12 protein-coding genes are annotated in these 19,276 nt (G+C 44.9%); 8 read left to right on the top strand and 4 right to left on the bottom strand.

Annotated features, from left to right (window positions below; translation table 11 throughout):
* Nucleotides 1-207: 207 nt before the first annotated feature.
* The 3 genes from KXJ80_RS10730 to KXJ80_RS10720 all read left to right on the top strand — a co-directional run bounded on the left by KXJ80_RS10730 (nt 208) and on the right by KXJ80_RS10720 (nt 5,706).
* Complete coding sequence (locus KXJ80_RS10730; RefSeq protein ID WP_037426743.1) at nt 208-1,284, top strand: methyltransferase; 1,077 nt, start codon at nt 208-210, stop codon at nt 1,282-1,284.
* Between the two features lie 119 nt (nt 1,285-1,403).
* On the top strand, nt 1,404-2,399 hold the full coding sequence (locus KXJ80_RS10725; RefSeq protein ID WP_172590618.1) for a TDT family transporter: 996 nt from the start codon (nt 1,404-1,406) through the stop codon (nt 2,397-2,399).
* Between the two features lie 652 nt (nt 2,400-3,051).
* Nucleotides 3,052-5,706, top strand: a complete 2,655-nt coding sequence (locus KXJ80_RS10720; RefSeq protein ID WP_047537372.1) for a TonB-dependent receptor plug domain-containing protein — start codon at nt 3,052-3,054, stop codon at nt 5,704-5,706.
* Between the two features lie 154 nt (nt 5,707-5,860).
* Here the strand turns inward: KXJ80_RS10720 and yfcC are convergent, their stop codons facing one another.
* Nucleotides 5,861-7,429: a putative basic amino acid antiporter YfcC gene (gene yfcC, locus KXJ80_RS10715; protein ID WP_203433365.1), complete on the bottom strand. Its 1,569-nt coding sequence runs from the start codon at nt 7,427-7,429 to the stop codon at nt 5,861-5,863.
* A 272-nt stretch (nt 7,430-7,701) separates the two neighbouring features.
* The gene (gene focA, locus KXJ80_RS10710) at nt 7,702-8,688 is read right to left on the bottom strand and encodes a formate transporter FocA (RefSeq protein ID WP_037426738.1); all 987 of its coding nucleotides are present in this window, start codon (nt 8,686-8,688) and stop codon (nt 7,702-7,704) included.
* 1,028 nt (nt 8,689-9,716) lie between these two features.
* On the opposite strand from focA, the gene pflB reads away from it, so the two are divergent.
* Both pflB and pflA read left to right on the top strand, forming a co-directional pair.
* Nucleotides 9,717-11,999 (top strand): formate C-acetyltransferase, encoded by a 2,283-nt coding sequence (gene pflB / locus KXJ80_RS10705; protein ID WP_203433363.1) that lies wholly within the window; start codon nt 9,717-9,719, stop codon nt 11,997-11,999.
* Nucleotides 12,000-12,062: 63 nt separating this feature from the next.
* Nucleotides 12,063-12,803, top strand: coding sequence for a pyruvate formate lyase 1-activating protein (pflA, locus tag KXJ80_RS10700; RefSeq protein WP_259474772.1), 741 nt, complete (start codon nt 12,063-12,065; stop codon nt 12,801-12,803).
* Between the two features lie 14 nt (nt 12,804-12,817).
* On the opposite strand, the gene yfbV is transcribed toward pflA, so the two are convergent.
* Complete coding sequence (yfbV, locus tag KXJ80_RS10695; protein ID WP_218738800.1) at nt 12,818-13,261, bottom strand: terminus macrodomain insulation protein YfbV; 444 nt, start codon at nt 13,259-13,261, stop codon at nt 12,818-12,820.
* Between the two features lie 141 nt (nt 13,262-13,402).
* Between yfbV and ackA the strand changes: the two genes are divergently transcribed.
* The 3 genes from ackA to KXJ80_RS10680 all read left to right on the top strand — a co-directional run bounded on the left by ackA (nt 13,403) and on the right by KXJ80_RS10680 (nt 17,769).
* Entirely contained in the window at nt 13,403-14,602 is a 1,200-nt protein-coding gene (gene ackA / locus KXJ80_RS10690; protein WP_037419788.1) for an acetate kinase, read from the top strand.
* Nucleotides 14,603-14,722: 120 nt separating this feature from the next.
* Nucleotides 14,723-16,876 (top strand): phosphate acetyltransferase, encoded by a 2,154-nt coding sequence (gene pta, locus KXJ80_RS10685; RefSeq protein ID WP_037419786.1) that lies wholly within the window; start codon nt 14,723-14,725, stop codon nt 16,874-16,876.
* A 458-nt stretch (nt 16,877-17,334) separates the two neighbouring features.
* Nucleotides 17,335-17,769, top strand: coding sequence for a hypothetical protein (locus KXJ80_RS10680; RefSeq protein ID WP_037419778.1), 435 nt, complete (start codon nt 17,335-17,337; stop codon nt 17,767-17,769).
* Nucleotides 17,770-18,359: 590 nt separating this feature from the next.
* Here the strand turns inward: KXJ80_RS10680 and KXJ80_RS10675 are convergent.
* The gene (locus KXJ80_RS10675) at nt 18,360-19,271 is read right to left on the bottom strand and encodes a class I SAM-dependent methyltransferase (RefSeq protein ID WP_140907285.1); all 912 of its coding nucleotides are present in this window, start codon (nt 19,269-19,271) and stop codon (nt 18,360-18,362) included.
* Between the last annotated feature and the right edge of the window lie 5 nt (nt 19,272-19,276).

The following is a 19,276-nucleotide window of genomic DNA, read 5'->3' as shown; positions in this document are numbered from 1 at the left end:
TGATAAAGATACCCAGCTCCGTCTGGGTATTTTTATGTCTGTCAGTTAATTCTTGCCATGCATATCTCTTTCGAACGAATATTGTTTCTATCAAGAGCCTGATTTATTGGTGAAATTGGACACAGTTCATAGTTTTTCCGTGCAATGCTAGCTTTAACAATTCAGTCCGCTATAAATAGCCCTCTCCAAGATTAACGTCAGTCTTTTATGTCTTTTTACCAAAATCCAAAAGCGCTAAGCGCCTTTGATGCTAAGTTTGAGGCACAGAAAATTGCCTTTGGACCCGTGAGTTTTCAGGTCGCGCATTGTCTACTCAAATTTGAAGTGCTCGCCACTATTGATAAGGCTGGTGAGCAAGGGGTGACCTTAGCGAAATTAGCCCAAACGAACCTGTTGAGTGAATACGCCCTTGGGGTGTTATTGGATATGGGACTAAGCATGGGGCTGGTATGGCTTAACGAAGACGCCTATGTCCTCGATAAAACAGGTCATTTTTTACTGCATGATGATATGGCAGCAATCAACCTCAACTTTGTGCAGGATGTATGTTATCAGGGATTATTTACGCTGGATAAGGCGCTACTCACTGGTAAACCCGCGGGGCTGAGTGTATTTGGTGACTGGCAAACTATCTATCCCGCATTGAAAGATCTGCCTTACGCCGCAAAAGAGAGTTGGTTTGCATTTGATCATTATTATTCTGATCATGCTTTTCCGCAGCTTTTACCCTTAGTCTTTGCCCATAGTCCAAAACACTTAGTCGATATTGGTGGTAACACCGGAAAGTGGGCTCTAAGCTGCTGCAAATTCGATCCTAAGGTTGAAGTGACCCTGATGGACTTTCCAGGGCAATTAGCCATTGCCAAAGAAAATGCTGCAAAACATGGCGTTACCGATAGAGTCCATACCTTTGCCACCGACTTACTCGATGAGTCGCGCCCTTTTATTGAAGGTGCTGATACCTATTGGATGAGTCAGTTTCTTGACTGCTTCTCTAAGGCGCAAATCTTGAGCATTTTGCAACGCACCGCAAATGCGATGACAGCCAATAGTCAGTTGTTTATTGTCGAAACCTTCTGGGATAGACAGCCTTCTGCCGCCTCGGCCTATTGTGTTAACGCCACGAGCTTGTACTTCACCGCAATGGCCAATGGCAATAGTCGAATGTACCACTCTAAGGACTTGATGGCCTTGCTGCATCAAGCAGGTTTATACGTCGATGAGGATACTGACAATATTGGGCTTGGGCATACTTTGCTTCGTTGTAAACGAAAACCTTGCTAGTTAATAAAAACTGAATCAATGAGTAAAATTAATCAATTTTATTTATTTACACCTTAGTCATACACTGACATTAACAAATAGATACATCGAATTAATGTCAGTGTTGAGAGGTAAGTAATATGACTTCAAAGCGTAAACGTTGGACCGCACAGGCCGCAAAATTACCTAGCCCTATGGGCGGACTCGCACTCGCAATCGCAAGCTTAGGGTGGACTTGGGAAAGTGTAATGCCTTCACTGAATGGCTGGGGTCAATTAATCGGTGCAATTATTGCCTCAGCACTGTTACTAATGCTAGCCGGTAAGTTTTTGCTGCATCCTACAGTGCTCAAAAATGAACTTAGCCATCCCGTCGTCGGCAGCGTAATACCGACTTTTGCCATGGCATTAATGGTAGTGTCTAACCTGCTCGGTCACTATTTTCCCCATGCGGGATTAGCCCTTTGGTTAGCCGCCATTGCGATTCATATCGTATTTTTAGGCGCCTTTATCTACTATCGTGCTATCGACTTTAAACTCGAACATATGGTGCCTAGCTGGTTTGTGCCACCCATTGGCATCATAGTGGCTGCTGTGTCTTTCCCCAGCAATGGTGAACCTTGGTTAGTTAACACCATTTTAGCCTTCGGTATGATCGCCTATTTAGTCATGCTGCCACTGATGCTCTATCGCTTGATCTTTTGTCAAGCGATTCCTGACGCAGCTAAGCCCACTATTGCCATCCTTGCTGCTCCCGCAAGTTTATCACTTGCAGGCTATTTAACGGTTTGTGAGCAACCATCAATCGCCTTAGTCGCCTTATTAGCAAGTATTGCTATTTTGATGACAGCGGTTATCTACCTTGCTTTTTTCCATTTACTTAAATTGCCCTTTAGCCCTGGTTATGCAGCCTTTACTTTCCCCATGGTGATCGGTGCTACTGCACTCTTTAAAACCGCTCACTGGCTTGAGCAATTTAGTCACATGACCGATCTCACTCAATGGGTAAGGTTGTTGGCAGATTTTGAACTCGGTGTAGCCACTGTCGTCGTTGCCTACGTCGCTCTTCGGTATTTGACTCATTATCTACCCAACCCAATGGCCAATATTGACACAACTATAGTTGAACTTAAGTAATAGGCATAAAATACGGTAAGTGTATTTGGCTACTTAACGTACTAAATAAAAATTTAATAACACAACATACAGAATAAAATAAGGAGTGAATTTATATTCACTCCTTTTCAAATTAAAATCCACACCATCAATTCACTCACAAAACTTTAGACTGACAAAGTAAAAAGAACTCTCAAAAATTTAATAAAGGCTATAACAGCTTTATAAAACCATTCTTAAATCCTTTCGTTAAGATATTTTCAATATTAAAGACTCCAAAATACCGCATAAAAATCTGTATATTTAATATTGCTTAAATTTAAATCTACACATACTGAAAAAGTATGATTATTTTTTTATTACAAATGCTTTCAATTTTTACAAATAAAAAACAAATTAACAAACAAAAATAAACAAAAGCCATGTTTTCATTAGCAAAAAAGATTAAACGCACCCTAAGCCAGTAATAAACCAATAAAAAACAACTTAAGACAAACATTTTTGCAACAAAACACCTTTACACATCGTAACCAACATCAATATCAACTGTTGCACTTGTTATTTTCTTGTGGTTATATCTGGAGCCTAATTAAATAGGCACTTATTTCCTATAACGTTCCGTATTTAATTAAAATAACAACTAAACAAATAACAAGTGTTAAGGGAGAATGATATGCGCGCTAATTCAACATTGGCCAAAGCGGTTCGCTTTGCGTTAATTGGTGGTGCTACAACAGCTGCTTTATCTAGTATGGCTGTTTACGCTGAAGAAGGAGATAACGCTAAGGTAGAACGCATTGAAGTAACAGGTTCACGTATCCAAAGAACGGATATGGAATCAGCGTTACCAGTAACAGTTTTATCTGCTGAAGATATTGCAAAAACAGGTTTAAGCGATGTTTCTGCTGTTTTAGCACAAATGCCATTTAACACTGCCGGTAGCTTCATTAGCGATGCAGGTAGTTCTGCAAGTAACCATGCTAGCTCAGGTATGCGTGGTTTAGGCTCAAACCGTACGCTAACCTTGATCAACGGTCGCCGTATTGCGCCATCTGCTACATTTGGTGGTGATGCCACTAACCTCAATTTAATTCCAATGGATGCAATTGAACGTATTGAAATTTTACGTGACGGTGCATCAGCAATTTATGGTTCAGATGCTATCGGTGGTGTAATCAACATCATCCTTAAGAAGACTTTCGACGGTTTAGCATTTGATGCAAAATTTGGTAGCCCAACTCAAGGCGGAAGAGATGAAAAGTCGGCTTCTATCACTTTTGGTAATACCAGTGATAAAAGCAGCAGCTTAGTAATCATCGAACACAAGCAATTTGATCCACTGCAAGGTGGCCAACGTCCTCACTTAACCGCTAACTGGGATAAGAAATACGGCCGTAGCGGCTTGTATGCGCCAGAAGGCACATATCGTCCAGTTGAATCTCGTCCAGTGAAAGGCGCAGATGGCACATTCGGCACACCTGTCTATACCGGCTTACAGGTTCCAGGTAAAGATTGTCCAGCCGATCGCATTGTAACCACCAAAGACGGTTCAGCTTGTGGTTTTAACCAGTTTGACGGTACTGACTATCTCCCAGATCAAACAAAAGACTCTGTATTCTCTAATATGACTTACCGTATTACTGATGAATTAGAGTGGTTTGGTCAAGCTATCGTAATGCGTGATAAATCCATCACATCTTCTACTGCGCTGTGGACTCCTAACCTATACATAGCAGCCGATAACCCATTAAACCCAACGTTCGGCACAGCTAATGCGTCAGAAGTTCAAGCTTATCATCGCTTGAAAGGCGTAGCAGACCGTTCAACGGAATTCGACTCAAATGTAGTTGACATAGTAACAGGTTTAAACCTTGAGTTAGATGCAGGCTCTCTGAGCTGGTACGTTCAATACTCAGATCAAATTGTAAACATTGAAACTGACTCTTATGTCTTCGAAGATAAGCTGCAAGAAGCGGTTGATAAAGGTTTGTATAACCCATTCGTTGAAGGTGGCAACGCAACTCAAGCCACTTTAGATACTTTCTTACACACAGCTACTCGTAAAGCAACCTCAAATACAACCGGCACCGGATTGTCATGGGCGGCACTTGCTCCAATTTCCTTACCTGGCGGTGACTTAGGTTATGCTGTTGGTATGGAATACCAAAAAATTGAATACAAAGATTCCCGTGACGCTCAACAAGCAGCTGGTAACGTATTAGGGACTTATGGTGGTGATTCTGCTGGCGATAGAAGCTACAAAGCGGCATTCGTTGAGTTAGAGTTACCAGTTTTAGATCACTTGAACGTGAAGCTCGCAAGCCGTTACGACCAATATAGCTTACCAGATGTTGGTCAGCTTTCTAGCTCTGTAAACGTACGTTACGAAGCCTTAGATAACTTAGTGCTACGTGCATCTTATGGCCAAGGCTTTAGAGCACCATCACTAGATGACCTGTTAGGCAAACCAGCAACTAGTTACGATAGAGTCACAGATACTACTCTGTGCCAAAGTCTACCACCTGATCAACAAAACGGTAATCCTGCTTGTGAAGATAACCAATATCTGCGTAAGAGTTCAGGTAATAAAGACCTAGATCCAGAGAAATCTGCTCAATACGCTTTCGGCGCAGTGTGGAATATTACTGAGAATATCGATTTTGTTGTTGATTACTACAACATTGAAATCACTGATCAAGTAAGCTACATCGGTGCACAAACTATCGTTGACTTAGAAGCAATTGGTGGCTTAGGTGCCTATGACCCTAAATACATCTATGTTAAACGTAAAGCTGATGGCACTATCGATGAGATTGGTGCAGGCAACATCAACATGGACGGCGTACAAACTTCGGGTCTTGACGTATCTTTCACGTCAAACTTCGATTTAGGGGAAATTGGTACATTTAAGTTTGCAGTTGAAGGTACTTATGCCCTGGAATACACCGAACAAGCAAGCCCAATTGCTAAACGTTATGATGTGTTAGGTACTAAAGGTTATCCGCCACTACGCTTCAACACGACATTTAGCTATGCAATTGATGACTTCTCTGCATCTTTGATTGCTAAGTACATTGATTCTTACGATGGTGAAACGCCACAACAACAAGAAGTTGGCACGAATAAACAAGACTTCTCATCTTTCACCACGTGGGATCTGACACTGAACTACGACTTCGACAGCTACGGTAAAGTCACTGTAGGTGCTCGTAACCTGTTTGATGCAATGCCAACTGTTAACTACAGCTTAGGCTATCCAGGATACGATACAGATACTCATAACATCTTAGGTCGTGTCGTATTTGCAGGATACAAAGTGAAATTCTAATTTCCCTTTAGGAAGATAGAAAACCACAACAAAAACGGCATCCTCGGATGCCGTTTTTTTATATACTTTTGAACCAATATGACTAAGTCAAACCTTAGCTCCTATTTACCCCGCTGCTTCAGGTTACCCCTAGCGCCTAGCTAAATTCTCGCACCTAGTTAAATCCAAGATAATGCGCGCCAATCACCAGTACGCTTGAGACCAGCATCAGCAGCAACATAAAGCGCCATACAAATTTCAGCCAGTTACCCCAATCGACGCGGCATACGCCAAGAGTGGCCATCAAAGACGCTGAAGTGGGCACTATGATATTGGTGAGGCCATCGCCTAATTGAAAGGCCAATACCGCCACTTGGCGCGTCACACCAACGATGTCAGAAAGAGGTGCCATCAGTGGCATAGTCAAGGCAGCCTGCCCTGACCCTGAAGTCACAAAAAAGTTGAATACGGATTGAAACAGCAACATAAACCACGCCGAGAGCGCATCCGGCAGATGGCCAATCACCCCGCCAGCACTGTTAAGTACCGTATTTAACACGCTCGGTTCAGTCGGTGCACCGCCGCCAAGGAGCAGTAAAATCCCCGAGGCACATCCCACTAAAAGAGCAGGCTCTAACATGGTTTTAGCGCCGTCCTTAAAACTCTGCGCCACCTTGTTAAGCGTCAATCCATTAAGTTTAAACACGCAGCCAATGACGCCAGCTACCATACCCATGGTAAAAAACTGACTGGCAATCTCAGGGATAAACCAAGCTTTTACCACTACGCCCCAAATCACCCATCCCATAGTGAGCACTAACAATGCTAAAACCAGTATATCGCCAAGATTAAAGCGACTCTCTAATGTCGTATTGGCATGATGCTCTCGAAAATAAGCATCGGACTGAAAACTATGGGATAAACTGGGTTGCTGCTGAATGCGATGGGCGTAACGCATGGTAAAAACAATCCCGAGCAAGGTGAATCCAAGCCACATAGGAAAGCGAAACTCACTGCCTGAAAGAACCGGTATTCCCGCAATACCCTGGGCAATCGCCACACTGAAGGGATTCATCCAAGAACTGGCAAAACCAATTTGAGTCGCCACATAGGTCACCATCACAGTGGTGATGCCGTCATAGCCCAAACGGATCATTAATGGGCAGATGATAATGGCAAAAGCTATGGCCTCTTCTCCCATGCCAAACACGGCGCCACCAAGGGAAAACAGCGTAAATATCACCGGAATGAACAACTTTTCATTGCCACGGGTTTTATCGATTAACTTTAAGATGCCGTTATCTATGGTGCCTGTGGCCATCACCACTCCAAAGGAGCCGCCAATCACCAGCATAAACATGATCACGCCAATCGCACTGCCCCATTTAGATCCTGAAGTTAGGCCCTCAAAGGCGAAGTTAAAAAAGCCAACCCCGCCCTCGCCTTTAAACAATGCCACGGGTTGTAACCTAGGCTCGCCCGCAGCATCCAATTGATAAGCAAAAGAAGTAGGGTCGACCACCGTCCGCGCTTTATCGACACCATCAGCCAGATAATGCACCTCTTGGGTTTGAAACGACCCGATTGGGATAAAGTAAGTCATTAATCCCGCAAGCAATGCCACAAAAAAGATGATCACTAAGGTATCGGGCATTTGAAATGGTGAGGGAGTGTGTGAAGCGGATGATGCCGGAGCAGTCTGAGCTGCTTCTGTTGGCTGATTCGTCGAAGGTGGAGTCGTCATAGATGCGCCATTTTATGTCAAACGGAAAAGGCCGCACTATAAACTAAAGCGCCGTAAATCAGTATATAAAATCTTCATTCACTTGCATGAATATGCAAAATGGTCACATCTATCACAAACAAGTAATCTGCATAAAAAAGCCTTTGCGGTGAAAAAACAAAAAAATGCCCAGTAAAACTGGGCATTTTTTTATGAGCCTAAGGCAAATATCACTCACAGAGAGACTCACAAACCTAAGTGCCTTACTCTCTTGATTACTTTCTCTTAATTACTTAGTCCCTTAATGACTTAGTCTCTTGGCTATTTTTCGCCTTTTCAGTATGCAATGGTGACGCGAAAAAATGGGCCTGATGGGATTTTTGTGGATCGGGTAAGGCAAGTTGTCCTTGCTCAATCCACCAATAGCCGAGGCCAACAATCACGCCGCCGCCGACGATGTTGCCTAAGGTCACAGGAATTAAGTTATTGAATACAAAATTTGTTACGGTTAAATCGGCAAATTGTTCTTGGGTAATACCTAAGGAAGCAAAAAATTCCGGACTTGCCACAGCTTGAATTGTTATCCCAAACGGCACCATAAACAGGTTTGCAATGCTGTGCTCAAAACCGCTACTAACAAACATGGCTACAGGTAGGATCAATAAAATGGCTTTGGTTAGTGATTCGCGACTGGCGAAGGTCATCCAAATACCAAGACATACCAGCATATTACATAAAATACCTAAGCTAAATGCTTGAATCCATGTATGGTGCAGCTTGTGTTGTGAGACCTTTAAAGCATTTAGTCCCCAATTTCCGCCATCAAGCTCATATAAGCCCGCCGCCATAATCAAGCCGACCATCAACATGGCGCCGACAAAGTTGCCTAGGTAAACTCGCGTCCAACATTTGAGTAACTCACTGGTAGTCACTTGTTTTTGCGCCCAAGCCACGCTGCTTAAGACTGAACTAGTGAACAGCTCGCCGCCGCAAATCACGACCAAAATTAACCCTAAGCTAAAGGCGATACCGCCCACAAGACGTACTAAGCCCCATGCACTATCGCCCGCGCCCGTGGTGACTGTCAGGTAAAACACAAAGGCTAAAGCAATAAAGGCTCCCGCAAACACCGCTAAACCAAAGGATTGCCAAGGCGCCTTAACCACTTTACTTTTGCCATAGATTTCGGCTTGGTGATAACAACTAAAATGCGAAGAAACCTGCACAGGCTCATAGCCATTTGATGATGTCTGTGGAGCGTTAGCATGTGAGTCTTTCATAACCGTACTCCCAAACCCGATAAACAAACGCGAACTTGCAACATAGGTCTCTCCTACAGCGCCGAGGCGCAGATCAAACCAATCAAAATTTACATTAAGACTTGCTTAAATGATGACTCACTAAAGTCACGCTTTGTAACATACAAATCGTGTTCGCCGTGAAGCAGAGTTTGCCAAAGCGTGATGTTATTCACAGGTAAAATGTAAAATTTTTGAAGAGGTAAACACAATAGGTTAATTGGTCATACCAATTTTGTTTGCATTTTACCAATTTATCACCGCCCATCTAAGCATTATTCACTGACTAGATTAAGCAGATTTAACCTTATACAGAGTGAGTGAAGCATAAGTATCCTTCACTGAGATGGCAGCTTGTTGACTAAGTGCTGCAATCTTTTAAATAGCAGCTCAACAAGAAATCACAGTATTCGAAGCCCAACACAACAATATTCCGCATCAACCTCCATAACTTTAAATGCTTTAGCACCGCCAAGCATTCCGTATAATCAGGCCTTTTTCATCGCAGCTTTACCTGCCAATTGGAGATTAAATCGTAACCATTAAAAATCAATCGATACGGTGATAGCTTTCGCCGGTTAAAAGCGCGACAGTCTGTTAAATAAGCGATAGCTTCAGCCCGCAATGGGCCAACAAAAGCGTGCTTTAATCCTTATTGTGCTAAAAAAATGCTACCTCGCTAGCAAATTTAAGATTAACAGAGGACAAACTCGCCCGTTTAAGATGCGAGACAGTAAGAGCTATGTTAATATGCTTATGGATAATTGGTCTTACCAATTTATAAAAAGAGTTATCGATAGCCGATAATCCACGTTAAACGTATATTTGTCATCTTATCGGGTATCAATAGACAGACACTTGGCGCGATAAACATCCCCAAGTTCCAGTTCCCATCATAGGGCGTCATCTTGAAGGGAGCTTTAATCAGGAAATAGCAATTGGCCTATACTCAACATGGCTTACCCCATGAGCGCCAATGACCTTTATCTCAACCAAAAGGTATTAGTACGATGACCGACAAAACTGAACTGTTTGCCAACGCATGGGAAGGTTTTACCCCTGGCGATTGGAAATCTGAAGTCAATGTACGTGACTTTATTCAACAAAACTATGCTCCCTATGAAGGTGACGAGTCATTCCTAGCCGGTGCCACCGAAGCCACAACCAAGTTGTGGGACAAAGTGATGGAAGGCATCAAGCAAGAAAACCGTACCCATGCGCCAGTTGATTTCGACACTAAGATGGTTTCAACCATCACTTCCCACGACGCGGGTTATATCAATAAAGATTTAGAAACTATCGTTGGTTTACAAACTGATGCGCCGCTCAAACGCGCTATGTTGCCTAACGGTGGTATTCGTATGGTGGAAAGCTCATGCGCCGCCTACGATCGCGTACTAGATGAAGATGTTAAATACATTTATTCAGAACTGCGTAAAACCCACAACCAAGGCGTATTCGACGTCTATACCCCAGAAATCATGGCGTGCCGTAAATCTGGCGTATTAACCGGTTTACCCGACGCCTATGGCCGTGGCCGTATCATCGGTGACTATCGCCGTGTTGCACTTTACGGTATCGACTTCTTAATGAAGGATAAATTTGCCCAGTTCAGCTCACTGCAAGCCCAGTTTGAAGCCGGCGAAGATTTATCTAACGTTATCCAACTGCGTGAAGAAATTGCCGAGCAGCACCGCGCACTGGGCCAAATGAAGAAAATGGCCGCAAAATACGGTTTCGATATTTCTCGCCCAGCCGCAAACGCCAAAGAAGCGATCCAATGGACATATTTTGGCTACTTAGCTGCGGTTAAGAGCCAAAACGGCGCGGCCATGTCTTTAGGCCGTACTTCAACGTTCCTGGATATCTACATTGAACGCGATCTGAAAAACGGCGTGATCACTGAGCAACAAGCTCAAGAAATGATTGACCATTTCGTGATGAAACTGCGTATGGTGCGCTTCCTACGTACTCCAGAATACGATGAGTTATTCTCAGGCGATCCAATTTGGGCAACCGAATCTATCGGCGGTATGGGCTTAGATGGCCGTACACTGGTGACCAAATCAAGCTTCCGCTTCTTGAACACGCTATACACCATGGGCCCAAGCCCTGAGCCAAATATCACTGTGCTCTGGTCTGAAAAACTGCCTGTTGGCTTTAAAAAGTACTGCGCAAAAGTGTCTATCGACACCAGCTCAATTCAGTACGAAAACGATGACTTAATGCGTCCAGATTTCCAATCTGACGATTACGCGATCGCTTGCTGCGTGAGCCCAATGGTTGTGGGTAAACACATGCAGTTCTTCGGCGCCCGTGCAAACCTCGCCAAAACCATGTTGTACGCAATTAACGGCGGCGTTGACGAAAAACTGAAAATCCAAATCGCGCCAAAAGCCGACCCAATCACTGACGAAGTGCTGAACTTTGATGATGTGATGAATCGCTTAGACGGTTTAATGGATTGGTTAGCAACACAATATGTCACAGCACTGAACGCCATTCACTACATGCACGACAAGTACTCCTACGAAGCTGCGCTAATGGCGCTGCACGACAGAGATGTACGTCGCACAATGGCCTGTGGTATCGCAGGGCTTTCAATCGCAGCCGACTCACTATCAGCCATCAAGTACGCTCAAGTTAAACCTGTACGTGATGAAAATGGCATTGCCGTTGACTTTGAGATCAGTGGTGACTATCCAAAATTTGGTAACAACGACCCACGTGTTGACGATATCGCCTGTGACTTAGTTGAACGTTTTATGGCGAAAATTCGCGACCGTAAAATGTACCGCAACGCGATCCCAACTCAGTCAATTCTGACCATCACCTCGAACGTGGTTTATGGTAAGAAAACCGGTAACACACCAGACGGTCGTCGTTCTGGTGCGCCATTTGCACCGGGTGCAAACCCAATGCATGGCCGTGATGAAAAAGGCGCAATCGCCTCGTTAACCTCAGTGGCTAAACTGCCTTTCGCCCACGCTCAGGACGGTATCTCTTACACCTTCTCTATCGTACCTAATGCTCTAGGTAAAGATGAAGATGGTCGTCGTACCAACTTAGCAGCGTTGATGGACGGATATTTTGCCCACAACGAAGGACACGAAGGCGGTCAACACTTGAACGTGAACGTGATGAACCGTGAAATGCTCGAGGATGCGGTTGTCAACCCAGACAAGTATCCACAACTGACCATTCGTGTTTCTGGTTATGCAGTTCGCTTCAACTCACTGACTCCAGAACAGCAACAAGATGTGATCACGCGTACGTTCACAAAAGGTCTGTAAGCTAAATTAGGTAAGGCTGTAGTACAATGTGCTACAGCCTCACTTATTTCAACAGGAGTCACAATGGCAGTTACTGGTCGGATCCACTCAGTGGAATCCTTTGGCACAGTGGATGGTCCAGGCATACGGTTTATCACCTTTATGCAGGGCTGTTTAATGCGCTGCCAATATTGCCACAACCGTGATACTTGGGAGCTCGATGGCGGTAAGGAAGTACAAGTCGACGAGTTAATGAGCCAAATCATTAGCTACCGCCCCTTCCTCGATGCCAGCAACGGCGGTGTCACCGCTAGCGGCGGCGAAGCCATATTACAAGCGGAGTTTGTCGCCGAACTCTTTAAAGCCTGTAAAAAAGAAGGCATTCATACCTGTTTAGATACCAATGGCTTTGTGCGTAAGTACACGCCAGTGATTGATGAGCTACTCGATAATACCGATCTGGTTTTGCTCGATATCAAACAGATGAATGACGATAAACACATTGAACTGACCAAGGTTAGCAACCACAGAACGCTGCAATTTGCCGAGTACCTCGCCAAACGCAATCAGCCAACTTGGATACGTTATGTGGTCGTGGGTGGATTTACTGATGATGAAGCCTCGGCATTACAACTGGCCGAATTTATCAAACCCATGAAGAATATTGAAAAAGTTGAACTCCTGCCCTACCACGAGCTGGGTAAACACAAGTGGGAAGCGATGGGAGAAAGCTATCAACTCGATGGTGTCGCACCACCTAGTCGCGAAACCATGGAAAAAATTAAAGCCGTGTTTAGCTCACAGGGGATTAACGCGGCATATTAAGCGCCAAGGGAGGCTTAAAGCTCCTCCCAATAACTGGCATCTAAGCGCTCAAAGGCTATTTTTAAGATGAGCGCCATATCAAGGTAACACGCCTTAGCGCCCAAGGATTGGCAATGAATGCCCATGGCAGACAATTTCGCACTCAACTGATTACTCCAGTCGAACAGCGATAACGGTAATGGATGGCGCGCACGCCAGCCTAGCCATAACAAGCCCTGCAATGGCAGGCTGATAAAAAACAATGCGATCGTGAGTGCTTGGGGTAAAAATCCCCAACCATAGGTATAGAGCTGACTCACACTCGCTAAAACTGCCAATACTGGCATCACCAGAATGGCAAGCTGAGTGGCGCGTACCACCCGATACTCAGGAAAATACAAACCCAGTTGTCTAACCATAGGCCACGTCTTCATATAGCGACGACCGTCACCTAAGGTTTTGAGAATATTGAGACTCAATTTTAGACACCTACTACAGAGGAATACTGCTTTTACCATAGCACAATCTGGCACTACGCCCCAAGACTGTGATGGCAAATTACTCGCGTGTTCCCAAGATTTTGAATCGTTAACTTAAACACAATGGCAAAAGGTTTACACATGTCTAATAAACTGGTTTTAGTACTCAATTGCGGTAGCTCTTCACTCAAATTTGCCGTCATTGACGCGCAAACAGGTGACGATCAGATCTCTGGCCTAGCCGAGTGTTTTGGCTTAGAAGACTCGCGCATTAAATGGAAAATCAACGGTGAAAAACATGAGTCCTCTTTAGGTGCATTCACCGCTCACCGTGAAGCCGTTGAATTTATCGTCAATAAAATCCTTGCCGGTCAACCTGAATTAGCCGCACAAATTCAAGCCGTAGGTCACCGTATCGTACACGGTGGAGAAAAGTTCACCCGCTCTGTGATCATCGACGAGCATGTGATCAAAGGTATTGAAGAGTGTTCTTCACTGGCACCGCTGCATAACCCTGCGCACCTTATCGGCATTCGCGCCGCCATTGCGTCTTTCCCTAAACTGCCCCAAGTGGCAGTGTTCGATACTGCGTTCCACCAAAGCATGCCAGAACGCGCTTTCATCTACGCCCTGCCATACAAATTGTACCGTGAGCACGGTATCCGCCGTTATGGCATGCACGGCACTAGCCATCTATTTGTCAGCCGTGAAGCCGCTAAAGTGTTGAACAAGCCTTTAGAAGAAACCAATGTGATCTGCGCGCACTTAGGTAACGGTGCCTCTGTGACAGCGGTTAAAGGCGGTAAGAGCGTTGATACCTCAATGGGACTGACGCCGCTTGAAGGCTTAGTCATGGGCACACGCTGTGGCGATCTCGACCCATCGATCATCTACCACTTAGTACACCAACTCGGTTACACGCTGGAAGAAGTCAACAACCTGATGAACAAGCAAAGTGGTCTGCTGGGGATTTCTGAACTCACTAACGACTGCCGTGGCATCGAAGAAGGTTATGCCGATGGCCATAAAGGTGCAACCTTAGCACTGGAGATTTTCTGCTACCGTCTAGCGAAATACATTGCTTCTTATACTGTTCCACTTGGTCGTTTAGATGCCGTAGTCTTTACCGGTGGTATCGGCGAAAATTCCGATATTATCCGCGAAAAAGTACTCAACATGCTGCAAATCTTTAATTTCCATGTTGATAGCGAGCGCAACAAAGCGGCACGTTTCGGTAAGAAAGGCATTATCACCGCCGACAACAGTACTGTCGCCATGGTCATCCCAACCAACGAAGAGTGGGTTATCGCCGAAGATTCAATTAAACTCATTAGTAAATAATAAGACTCATTAAGCCGTTTGCGTCGTCAAACGGCTTTATTATTAGTGACCTACAACTAACAAACACAAGCAAATCCGCAGAGACTACTCTGCCAAAAACCATCGAACTTAGAGGTTTTTATGTCTCGAAATATTATGTTAATCCCCATAGGTACAGGAGTCGGCCTGACCTCCTTAAGCCTTGGTATGGTGCGCGCATTAGAGCGCCACGGGGTAAAAGTCCAATTCTTTAAGCCTATTTCACAGCTTCGTCCGAATGATAACGGTCCAGAGCGCTCAACCACGATTTTAAGCAAATCGCCAACGGTTAATCCGTTAGAGCCCTTCGATATGGCCCATGCTGAAGCGTTGATCCGCGCCGATCAAACCGATGTGCTGATGGAGCAAATCATTGCCCGCGCCGCAGAATGCGCCAGCAACACCGAAACCCTGATTGTTGAAGGTCTGGTACCTACCCGCAACCATCCCTTTGCCGATGACGTTAACTACGCTATCGCTAAAGCCATGGATGCTGACGTGATTTTCATTGCCACTCCTGGCAGTGATACTCCAACAGGGTTAATGAATCGCCTCGAAATTGCCTACAACTCTTGGGGTGGCAAAAACAACAAACGTCTGATTGGTGCCGTGATCAACAAGATTGGTGCACCGGTGGACGATGAAGGTCGTGCACGCCCTGACTTATCAGAAGTGTTTGATCATCAAGGTGTACAACGCTCTGATGCCTCTATCATGTTCCAACTGCCGGGTAAGAGCCCACTGCGCATTTTAGGTAGCGTGCCTTACAACCTAGACTTAGTCGCACCACGCGCCTCTGATTTAGCTAAACACTTACGCGCACGGATTCTTAATGCCGGTGAGATGAATATTCGCCGTCTACGTAAAGTCACCTTCTGTGCTCGCAGCTTACCTAATATGGTCAACCATATTAAGACAGACTCTTTACTGGTGACTTCTGGCGATCGCTCCGATGTGATCGTATCTGCGTGTCTTGCAGCCATGAACGGCGTGAAGATTGGTGCCCTGCTGCTGACAGGTAGCTACGAGCCTGAGCCAGAGATCCTTAAACTCTGTGAACAAGCTTTTGAGACAGGTTTACCGGTTTTCCTGATTGATACCAATACTTGGCAAACCTCATTAAATATCCAACGCTTCGACCATGAAGTGCCAGTGGATGATGCCGTTCGTATCGACTTAGTGCAGGAATATGTCGCTAGCCATATCGACCAAACGTGGATTGAGAGCGTCACGAAAAACTCTCCGCGGGAACATCGCTTGTCACCACCAGCGTTCCGTTACAAGCTAACCGAGCTTGCCCGTGCCGCCCACAAAACCGTGGTGCTGCCTGAAGGTGATGAACCTCGTACGATCAAAGCCGCGGCCATTTGTGCTGAACGTGGTATCGCGCGTTGCGTGCTATTAGGTAAAAAAGATGAAATTCTGCGTATAGCGGCTCAGCAAGATGTCGTGCTGGGTGAAGGCGTTGTTATTGTCGACCCCGATGAAGTACGTGATCGCTATGTAGAGCCAATGTTGGATCTACGCCGTAGTAAAGGCTTAACCGAAGTCGTTGCCAAAGAGCAGTTAGAAGACAACATGGTGCTCGGCACTATGATGCTGGCACAAGACGAAGTCGATGGCATTGTCTCTGGCGCGGTTAACACCACCGCCAACACCATTCGTCCACCGCTGCAATTGATCAAAACAGCCCCAGGCTCGAGCCTTGTTTCTTCCATCTTCTTTATGTTGATGCCGGATCAAGTGCTGGTTTACGGTGACTGCGCGATTAACCCCGATCCTAATGCTGAACAACTGGCCGATATCGCGATTCAGTCGGCAGAATCTGCTAAGGCCTTCGGTATCGAGCCTAGAGTAGCGATGATCAGCTACTCAACGGGTAACTCAGGTACTGGTTCAGATGTGGATAAAGTGCGTGAAGCCACTCGTATCGCCAAAGAAAAACGTCCTGATCTGGTTATTGACGGTCCACTGCAATACGATGCGGCCGTTATGCCAAACGTGGCTCGCTCTAAGGCACCTAACAGCCCTGTAGCAGGTCAAGCCACTGTGTTTGTGTTCCCCGATCTCAACACGGGTAACACTACCTACAAGGCTGTACAACGTAGTGCTGACCTGATCAGTATTGGCCCAATGCTACAAGGTATGCGTAAACCTGTGAACGACTTATCCCGCGGTGCGTTAGTGGATGACATTGTCTACACTATCGCCCTCACGGCAATTCAAGCGTCACAAAACGATGCCAAAAAATCGTAAATTGAGTTAACAACACGCTCAACCTAAAAGCACTGACTTGTTCAGTGCTTTTTTATTTCCAGAGGCAAATGGTCGCAAAATAGACAGCATTAAACGCTTAAATCAAGGCCAAAATACGGTGAAAATGTTGCTGATGAAAAACAAATGCTGTGAATAGACTGGAAAGTTTTATAAAAATATCCACAAGGAAAGGCCAGAAATAAGGCTTAACAGAAAGGCGTCACTTTTTAACCAGCAAATAAAGCGCTAGAGTATCAGACACTTATAAAGTATCCATCTAGTCTTCAACATACTTTTCCACAGATTCTGTGGATAACCTAAAAAGCGAATCCTTTAAGGTATGCCACAACCATTAGACAGGAGTCAAGACATTCTCGCCAAAGATGCCCATTATTACAAAACTTGAACATAGCCGCTAAAATCGCGATACTCGTGACAAATTCCTATAACTAAAAGCCATGAGAACCTTATTTTTCCTTTCATTACTGTTTTTGTTTGGCTGTGGCGAACCCACAGACAAAGAACAACACGTGCTCACGCCCGAAGAAGTCAGCCTAGGCTTTTTTAGCGCCATTTATGTTGACCGAGATGTAGAAAAAGCAAAGCTGTATGTCAATGAGCAGCTCAAAGAGGTACTCACCCACTACTATATCGCTGCCGCAGTACAACGTAATGTGCTTAGCCTGTCTATGACTAATGTCGAAATGGAAATTGATGATATTGATATCGACTTTTTCCGTAAGTTCACCAAAGACGTTATGGTGGTCGTCAAGATGAAGGGCTTAAAGGGAGGGCAACCTTGGATTGATGACAGAACCATTCGCCTACATAAAATTAATGGTAAATGGATTATCGTTGAGATTATGCCCGAAAAACGTAAGGTCAATGGCTAATAGGTTGATAACGCATCAATCTAATATCCGAACTCAGATAAAAAAATAGCAACCCTAAGGTTGCTATTTTCATGTGCTTGTATTTGTTACTTCAGACTCAGAATTGTAACTGTAAGCGAATGGCTTACAGTACTTAGACCGCTTCTTCTTCGTTCTGCGCAGGTAAAGACGTCATCACATCGTCTTTAACTTGGTAGTAAGCGTTTTCGTATTCATGAACTTCCATAACAACTCCTGCTCGATTTTGTAAGGTCGCAAAGGCATGTCGTTCTATGCAGACATTTTGCCCATGAGGAAAGGGAATTTCCGTGGCGCTGAGTATACCAAAGCAAAATCAACAATTACAGAAAACTTTCAGTTTTGTTTCCAACTTAAAGATGAAATCGGTGCTTTATCGTTGCAAATGCCAAAAAGCAGTATTAAACCATGAAAGACTTTCAGCCGATGTAGGATGATGTGCTAAAGAATTGTGGTTGATAAATAAAGCATATAAGAAGATGAGTGCAAACTGGGAGCAATTGCGTAGAAAGATAATATGGGTGCTATAAAAGTAGTCATCAAGGCCACTTAACCCTGATGACTACTGTAGTTTACGCTTTTAAACGATACCGCAGCACCTTTAATGATTTCTCCTCAGAGATGTCTGCAAAGGATGCAGGGTTAGGTAAACGTTCAAGGTATTCAAGCTCAGGAGCCGCCTCCTCAACCTGCTGACGCAAAAATTGAGTGTCAAGCTCTGGCGCATTTAAGCAAAGCAAGACTTCAGCATTATCGGCTAACAACTCGGGTAAATGCCTGAGCAAACGCACATAATCCTTAGTTGCTACAAAACTGCCCTTTTGATTACTCGGCGGATCAGCAACCACGATGTCATAGGGGCCTAACTTACGCAATTTACCCCACGATTTAAAAATATCGTGCCCTAAAAAACGCGCGCCAGCGGTAAAGCCATTCAGCAGATGATTCTGCTTACCTATCGCAAGAGCCCCCTTACTCATGTCCATATTCACCACTTCATCGGCGCCGCCCTGCAGTGCTGCCACCGAGAATCCACAGGTGTAAGCAAACAAATTCAGCACTTTCTTGTGGCGTGCATTGGCTCTGACCCATTGACGGCCATTGGCCATGTCGAGGAACAAACCGTGGTTTTGACCACGCAGTAAATGTACCTGAAACCTCGCACCATTTTCAGTCACGATATGAGGCTCTGGCACGTCACCCGCCAGTAATTGACTAAAGGTTTCGCCACCACTGCGGTATTGATACACCAAATTTAATGGCTGATTGGGTTGTATCACTTGCCAACGTGCCGTAATGGCCTGTTGGCAAAGGGCGAGCTCAGCTGCCTCAAGGGCCGAAAAACTGGTCAATAACAATACGGGCGCAAACCAGTCTAAGCAAAGATGCTCGCAACCTGGATAATGTCCACCGCGGCCGTGGAATAAGCGCGTGGCATCTTCACTGACTTTTATTGTCGCCAGTGCATCTATAAAACCTTGCATTATCT

The sequence above is a fragment of the Shewanella xiamenensis genome (genome assembly GCF_024971755.1).
In the GTDB taxonomy this organism is placed as follows: Bacteria; Pseudomonadota; Gammaproteobacteria; order Enterobacterales; family Shewanellaceae; genus Shewanella; species Shewanella xiamenensis.
This window is presented reverse-complemented; position numbering and strand designations above follow the sequence as displayed.